The sequence below is a fragment of the Cryomorpha ignava genome, assembly GCF_010686655.1.
GTDB lineage: Bacteria > Bacteroidota > Bacteroidia > Flavobacteriales_D > Cryomorphaceae > Cryomorpha > Cryomorpha ignava.
This window is the reverse complement of record NZ_JAAGVY010000083.1, coordinates 1-7,310: the sequence shown is the minus strand read 5'-3', so window position 1 is coordinate 7,310 and position 7,310 is coordinate 1. Positions and strand designations below refer to the sequence as shown.

Below are 7,310 nucleotides of genomic sequence, written 5' to 3'. Positions count from 1 at the left end.
GTAGAACCTATGGCCTGGCTTACTGCCGTGCTTGGCAAAATCGCCGATCATCCGGTCAACAAACTTTTTGAACTCTTCCCTGGGAATATAGACATACCAGAAAAGTTAACAAGCTTTGGTGAGTTGGAAAATCAGGCGGTGTAGTTGGTCGGGTGGATACTCCTCGGGTATCAACCCCGCTAAAATCAAAATTTGTTCTTAAAGTTCAGCGGTGGGTTAATCCTGATTACTTCAGGCAATATCGATTCTTCTTCAACATAATTTTTCGCAGAACTATAAATCCAATCTTCTGGTTTATTAACCCATCCCGCTCTTACCGGATTGTTGTGTATGTACAAAACTTTAGTCCATGTAAATTCTGAGTTGTAAAGTTCTATCGCTTGGTTACCAGTTTGCCAAACCTTCACTGATTTGTTTTTAGAATCATTATTTCCAGCACTTTCAAAGATTGGCAACATCCATTCTTTCCTGCTTTCGGGGTTATGTAAAATCCACCTAAAGCACTCGGTGGCAACATGTCTTTTGAAATCTCTGATTGTGTCACTCAATTGAAAAGGCTCGTTGCAGTTAGCTATGAGGTGCAAATGGTTTGTCATTATGCAATAACAATAAACATTCAGGCCTTTGTTTTGAATGCAATATTTAAGCGAAGTGATCACAATATATCTAAGTTCTTTTCTTGAGAATAAGTCTATCCAAGAGACAACCGTTGGTGTTAAAAAGTAAGTCTTATTTAACTTTATGGACTGTTTTTCACCTTGTCGCATTAATCTAAGATAGGGAATAATTCGCGGAGTATCGACCACGCGGTCTAAAAACGAATGCCGCAGGGTTGATACCCTGCGGAGCCGAGATTACCATAATCTAGCTGAAATCCTGATTTTATTCGGCTACTTAGAAATTTCTAAAAAGAAGAAACTCTCATACCTTGAGTTCTATTGGGTCTTGATGCGTGTTCCAAAATGTCAATAAGTCAATCTTTTCAGATGAAACTATTTTATAGAAAAGTGTGATATGCCTATTAATAACACATCTGTGAACCTTTTCAAGCTTGTTATGTACGCCATATAATTTAGGGTTCAATGCAATCCTATCGATCTCCGCATCCACCTCGTTTAAAAAATTATTTATCGTTAGCAAGTCCCATTTCTCTGATAAATATTCAAGATTTTTATTGAGCGTAAATTCTGATTCATCAGTCCACTTTATCTGATAACTCATTCTTTATACTTTTGCCTCAAGCCTTCCATTACCTCATTATGAGGCCTTACTTCTCCATTTTTAGATTGTGATAACCCTTTACTAATAGATGCCTCCAACATTGCGTCCTCCTCTTCTTTCCTCAAGGCATAATCCAATAAATTCTTAAATGCCTTTACCAGGTACTCATCGTTTATTTGCTCAAAGCGCTTAATAATTGCTGCTTTTTCTAATTGAATATCCATAAGTCTTTATTTAGATACCTGTAAATATAGGTCTTTCATATTAAAATTCGCTTCCATTTTCTCATCACACACTGTAAAATCTGTCAATAAAGGCTGTAAGATTTGCTTTTAAGATTTTGACAAACTAACCGATAGGATAATTATTAGTAATGATGTATAAATCTTCATAGCTATTGTTTTGCAAATTTACCATTGAACATTTCGTTCTCAGTTTTAATCGTATAAATATAGATACCTGAACTAAGATTTGAAACGGATATTTGAAGGTGTTGTCCCAGTTCAACTTGATCAACTTCATATACCTTTTTGCCGTCTATAGAGTAAATTTTAATATTTGCTATTTCATTTATATCACTTTTAAACGAAAAATTTCCATTGTTGGGATTTGGGTAAACCAATAGTTGATTTTCAGAATTAGAGTCATTGTCTCCCACAGCAGTCAAGCCACCACTCGCATTGGTCATTTTAATTATTGTTCCATAATTGGTTGGCATGTAACAAGTATCTTGATTTACACAAGTAATACATGTTGCCATACAACTTGACCCAAAATGAGTTTCTCCTACTGGGTATTCTAACTCTTCCCATGTATCACCACTGTCAATAGTTCTCCAAAAAGTTCTAACACCACTATCTGAGAAATAAGTTCCAATTGAAAATCCCACATCATTATTTGGGAATTCAAAGGCTCTAAAATTTGTGCAAGAATAATATTGATTTGTCCAAGATTCACCACCATTGTATGTCGTGGCCAAATAATAATTACTCCCACAACTTGAAGAAAACTCCCGTATAGCAACTATTCCTGTATCCTTATTAAAAAAGTGCATATCCCTTGAACTACCGGTATTTTCGGGAAGAAATATGGCTTCCCAAGATTCGCCGTAGTCAGTTGATTTATAAAACTTGTTGTCATAAGGGAGTGCATACACTGTTGAATCATTAACTATTTGCAGTTTAGCACGACCGTAAACAGTTCCAAAATCTGCGTTTTGCCAAGTGTCTCCACCATCATGTGTAGATAAAAAGGCGTAACCAGGGCCGTTTGCAAGAGCAACGAAGCCAGTATCAATGTTTAAAAACTCTACGGTAAAAGCTGTATGTGTATTCTCAATAACATCCGTATTTAGGGCGCTCCATGTATTACCTTGATTTATTGTTTTCATTATAAGGCTATTGTACCCAACAGCGTAACCCACACTATCTGTTGGGAAGGTTACTTGATTAAGAATTCCATCGATAATTGTAGGAACCCAAGTAAGGCCATAGTTTTTTGTTTTGAGAATAACATGAGACCCTACAACGATAATAGTGCTGTCATTTAATGCAACGGAATGAATTAAAGCCTCATTTGTATGTGTAGAAAAGTTATCGAAAATTTCGAAGTCTTGGCTTTTCGCAGATTCATTAAAAATGAATGAGCTTACGATAATAAAAAGATATAAATAAATTTTCATAATTACAGCTTTGAAAATCTACCAAAGTATGATTGTTTTTCAGTAACAATCGTGAGAATGTAGATTCCAGATTGTAAATTTGGCACAGAAATTCGATGGGATTCTCCGAAATCACTTAGAGTATCTTCAAAAACCTTCTTCCCGTCTAAGGAGAAAATACTGATTTTAGATTCTCCTTCTGATTTGCTCCTAAGAGTAAAGTTACCATTATTCGGATTTGGCTGAATGGCAATCTCGTCTTTGAATGGTGAAAGGGTTTTAACACTTACAACTAGAGTTAAAGGCTGAATATTGAATCGAGCAACAAATCCATCGCCAATTTCTCCTTCAAAATCGTTAATTAGGTTAAGTTGACCTTCAAAATAATCATCCTCACCTGTAGGATCTAATAAGGGGAAGCTGTTGGAGCCACCGCCCACACTCTCTGTCCACCCAGTCATATAGAGCTTATTATTAGGTGCAGTAGCAATTCCATAAGCTACATCACCATAACCACCACCAAAGTAACTGCCCCAAACAAGTTGTCTGCTTTGATTGATGGCTGCAATGAAAGCGTCTCCTATTCCATTAAAGCTGGCTTGGTTGAAAAGACCACTAATATTTCCTTGAGTGCTAGTAAGCCAAGCATCTGCAGAACTAACTGTGTAACCACCTACATAAATCTGATTGTAAGCATCATAATCTACGGTAAGGCAAGCATCAACATTCAGCCCTCCAAAATAAGAACCGAAAAGATGGGTGCCATCAGAAGCAAATTCGGCAATAAAACCATCACCATGATGATCCGTGCCAAAAATAGGAGAGGAATCAATAGAACCGCCAAATGTGCTATTCTCATCGAGGGGATTTAAAGTAGGAAAACCACTCGAGCTCATTGTTCCCCCTACGAAAACTACATTTCCCGTATTTTGACTAACCGCAATATCTTCACCTTCCTCAATTAGATTACCACCATACCAAGAACTCCAAGATAGGTTGTCATCTTCATTGAATTTTGCTATGTAGGCATCGCCAAATCCACCACCAAAAGTACCAGAGTAATTAGGGTTTGTGCCAATTTGAGAAGCTGGTTGGCGAGACGCACCAGTAATATATTTGTTATTATTAATATCAACAGCTATACCTTTGATTTCGCAGAAGGCTTGATGCCCAAACATCGTTGACCATAAAGCTTCTCCTGATGGTGCGATTTTCAGTATAAATCCACTTCCAGAGTTATAGCTAGTTGTTCCATCCTGATTATAAATTTCTATGTCGCCAAAACTCCGACCAACAGCATAAACATTGCCATCCATATCGACACCCACATCATTAGAGACAGTAAAATCGAATGGGCCAAATTGAGTTGCCCAGAGGCGGGTGGAACCTGAAGGGTTTAATTTGATAACAGCTGCATTGTTGGCACCATTAGGTTGTATTTCATTTTCAATGGGAAAATTATCTGAGCTGGAATAACCGGAGAATACAACATTATTTTCATTATCGACATCGATGCCATATCCTCTATCAACAGCCGAACCACCGTAATAAGTAGCCCACTCATTAGTAAGCGTAGTTTTGTTAAATTTAGTTACAACTATGTCTAAATTCATGGCATGGGTAAATTGCACGACTCCGGTAGTAACAGGAAAATTACTGCTTTTTGATTGTCCGCTTACAAAAACATTTCCATCAAAATCAGTTGCCATATCATAAAACACTTCCTGTTCTGACCCACCATAAAATGTACTCCATTCTAAATTACCAATACCGCCTCCACTACCTGCAGCAGTAACTGCTTTCTTTTGAGTTAAAACAAGTGGAATTGTTGTGTCAAAGGTTCCTAATGAGAGCTTAACGTGATTATTTATTATTTGATAAGACGGAGTCCACGAAAGTGCAACATATTGTCCGTTATTGTTTACTTGGTAAGCCTGGTTTAATTCGTAAGTGAGCGTGCCTAGTGGAGAATAAATTGTAAGTGTTGTTCCATTACTAGCTGCTATAGAATCAGCCCCTTGATATGTCCAATCTAATGCTGATTGTTTAAAACCTGGGTTACACACAAAACCAATACCAAGTCCACTTTCTTCATTTGTTATAGTAGCATCAATATTTTCCCAAATTCCAAATGCAATTGCCTTATTATTGGTTTGGATTCTTTTTGAATCAAAGTGGCTTAAAAAATAATTTTCATAATACCTATTTATGGAAATTGGTTGGAATTTCTGACTGCGCGCGTTGGAGAATGCCATATCCACTCTGCACAGACTATCTGTAACTACCCAATTAACAGACGTGTCGGCATGTGCCGAATTAAATTTTTGCGAACTTGTGTCGTCACTTTTAGTGAAAACATAAGAAATTTTATCCTTTTGAATGTAGCTTACAGGATAGTCGTTATCATTAATAAACTGTACTTGAGAAGTTGGTTGAAAATTTGTTTTTAAAAGCTGTCCTTTATTTGGTGTAATGTACTTTGTTGAAGAAATTGTTTGAGAATACCAAGGATCAATATAATCTGAAATACTATATTTTACTGTAGTGTAATTAAACTCCGCAATGTCAGTTTGAGATTGGCCAACTACCACTATGTCTCCATTCAAATCTGTTGCAACTGCAATAGCTCTATCGTCACCATTGAAAGCACCATTAAAATTGATTTTATTTTGAACAATTCCAGATGTGTTGTAATGTAAGAGTTGATAGTCGTTATTAGAAATAATATAACTGGTGGCGGCAACTACGGGTTCATCATTAATCAGAGCAATACTTATACCCTTGTCATCATTATTATAGCCGCTATCATATTGTTCATTCCATAATGTAACACCATTTGAATTTAATTTTAACGTTATTATGTCTTTATTACCGTCCGCGTTACTAACATGTCCGGTAACATACACATTCCCATTACCGTCTAAAATCAAAGATTCAGCTTCATCATTTCCATTTGACGGATCATTGTATTCTGTTACCCACTCAATATTTAAATCATCGTCTAATTTTGCAATTTTTAGATCAAGTCCTGTTCCCGTATTGTGTACAGAACCACATAGATATATGTTTCCGTTGGTATCAATTTCTAAATCAGTTAAAGTATTCATTCCTTCATCACTACCACCAGTTCTTAAAGAACCTAAAATTTGACCGTTTGTAGCAGACACTCTCAATGTTGCAATTTCCCATCTCAACTCTGGTGGGTTTTGACCTGTATATGACTGACTAATTCCTGAAACTACAATGTACGAGCCATTAAGTTTTAGTTTCAAGGCTCCATCATACAAGTTTTGATAATCATAAGTATTAGTCCATTGTAACACTCCTGAACTTGAATACTTAGAAATAAAATAGTCTAACGAAGAATTTGCCGAAGTGGCTCCTGCAAAATAAACATTTCCTGATGCATCACAATCCAGAGTGGTTCCAATATCAGGGCCAGCTTGCACACCATCTAACTTACGTATCCATGATATACTACCATTCACATTAATTTTCAATAAAATGGCTTCATAATCATTTTCGAAATTATAACCATTTTGTGCGCTTCCCGTTACGAAAAGATTGTTTTGGGTATCTAATTTTAGATCTAATGGGTAGTCATTTCCTTGAAAATCACCATCATATAGAGTGCTCCAAATTTCAATACCATTTGGATTATATTTGGTCACGAGCATATCATAATTTCCATTTTCATTTATAGTAGCACCTGCCACAAACACATTTTTGTTTGCATCTGTAATTGATTTAGCAGAAAGATAGAATTGTTGCTCACCTCTTTCATGAGCCCATTGTTCAAAAAAGGCTGATTGAGTTTGCGCTTGGATAAAACTAGCTGTAAAAAAGAATAATATAAAAGTGAGAATTTTTACATCAATCTTTTTTAGTTTGGCAAATGGCAAATGGCAAAAATTGACTAAAATTTTTCACGCTATTAGCGCGAAGGCTTGTTTGTAGAGTAGTTTTCATGAGGAGGAATATTTAGTTATGATTACAATGTAGTTAAAAATTACTAATAATGACATAAAATTCACAAATAATTTTACTCTATTTGAAACTCATGACGCTTTTTTGTTTATGCGAAACTTAGGCCAATCTATGAGTATGTTAAGCGGGATGGTGGCTTCCGGAGCGTAAGGTTGATTCCAAAATGGACTTCAATTCTTTGCTTAATTCTGCATAATTCTCAGCATCCTTAGCTACTTTCATCCGTCAATAAAGTGATAGTCGTATAAACTACCAAGCGTTGGGAATTCAATCCAAACTGAGATTATTCCGCTCGAAACCACTCATTTTATTTATAACCTGAGTTCGATTCTAAAATAGTTGTGGCAGCGTGTTAAAATCGGCTTCATATTTTATAGCTGGTTTCTTTTGAAAAAACGAGTATGCTATTAAGCCAGAGAGTAGATTTGAAATAAAATTACCA

At 36.1% G+C, this 7,310-nt stretch carries 5 protein-coding genes and 1 pseudogene; all 6 read right to left on the bottom strand.

Annotated elements, in window-relative coordinates; all coding sequences use genetic code 11:
• Positions 1–185: 185 nt before the first annotated feature.
• Positions 186–767, bottom strand: a complete 582-nt coding sequence (locus G3O08_RS21950; RefSeq protein WP_163287249.1) for an REP-associated tyrosine transposase — start codon at positions 765–767, stop codon at positions 186–188.
• 154 nt (positions 768–921) lie between these two features.
• On the bottom strand, positions 922–1,221 hold the full coding sequence (locus G3O08_RS20140; RefSeq protein WP_163287248.1) for a type II toxin-antitoxin system RelE/ParE family toxin: 300 nt from the start codon (positions 1,219–1,221) through the stop codon (positions 922–924).
• The gene (locus G3O08_RS20135; protein ID WP_163287247.1) at positions 1,218–1,445 is read right to left on the bottom strand and encodes a hypothetical protein; all 228 of its coding nucleotides are present in this window, start codon (positions 1,443–1,445) and stop codon (positions 1,218–1,220) included. The genes G3O08_RS20140 and G3O08_RS20135 overlap by 4 nt, the downstream gene beginning before the upstream one ends.
• Before the next feature lie 170 nt (positions 1,446–1,615).
• Positions 1,616–2,902, bottom strand: coding sequence for a T9SS type A sorting domain-containing protein (locus G3O08_RS20130; protein WP_163287246.1), 1,287 nt, complete (start codon positions 2,900–2,902; stop codon positions 1,616–1,618).
• Positions 2,903–2,904: 2 nt separating this feature from the next.
• Positions 2,905–6,783 carry an SBBP repeat-containing protein gene (locus G3O08_RS20125; RefSeq protein WP_163287245.1) on the bottom strand — a complete coding sequence of 1,293 codons (3,879 nt, stop codon included), beginning with the start codon at positions 6,781–6,783 and terminating at the stop codon, positions 2,905–2,907.
• A 415-nt stretch (positions 6,784–7,198) separates the two neighbouring features.
• Positions 7,199–7,310: pseudogene (locus G3O08_RS21990) on the bottom strand (IS982 family transposase); the annotation flags it as partial.